The 703-nt window shown below is 59.2% G+C and carries 1 protein-coding gene; it reads right to left on the bottom strand.

Going from position 1 to position 703, the window contains the following annotated elements; all coding sequences use genetic code 11:
* Positions 1 to 66: 66 nt before the first annotated feature.
* Positions 67 to 703: exodeoxyribonuclease VII large subunit (gene xseA / locus RMSM_RS27500; RefSeq protein ID WP_040769632.1), on the bottom strand; the 637-nt coding region annotated here is incomplete at its 5' end.

Here is a 703-nt window from a genome sequence, read left to right on the forward strand (position 1 = left end):
GCTCGGCAGACGAGAGCCTGCAATCCATTGGGTTCCCAGGCTGGAGCCCGGGAACCAGTGGTTTCGTTACTCCGCTTCGCCATCCTCGACCGATTCGACCTTGGAAACGACACGGCCTTTGTGCAGCCGCGTTTCTAGTCGATCTCCGGCGCTCAGCGAACTCGCATCGGCGACTGCTTTTCCATCCGCGTCCATCGTCACGCTATAGCCGCGTGACAGGACGGCAACGGGCGAGAGCGCCGAAAGTGAGGCTGCGAGTTCACCTAGTTGGCTTCGTGCCACTTTCAAATTTCCATTGATCGCCCGACGTGCTCGCCCATCCAGTTCGTCGAGCATTCGCGATCGCAAATGAATAATCTCCATCGGCTTTCGCAAGGTGGGACGCTGCATCAGCGAGGCCACTTCAGTTTTACGATTTTCGATTACCGATCGAATCGAGCGATCGAGACGCTGTCGCAAATTGGTTGCGGTCGTTTTCAGTGAGACACCGTCGGGCAGCACGCGAGTGGCGGCGTCGGTGGGCGTCAACGCTCGCAAATCCGCTGCGAGATCACAGAGGGTGATATCGATTTCGTGGCCCACGGCGGAGACCGTGGGGATGCCGGACGCTGCGACCGCTCGGACCACCGGTTCTTCGTTGAAACACCACAGGTCTTCGAGGCTGCCACCGCCACGTGAAATGACCAACACGTCCAGGTTCGGT

The organism is Rhodopirellula maiorica SM1, assembly GCF_000346295.1.
In the GTDB taxonomy this organism is placed as follows: domain Bacteria; phylum Planctomycetota; class Planctomycetia; order Pirellulales; family Pirellulaceae; genus Novipirellula; species Novipirellula maiorica.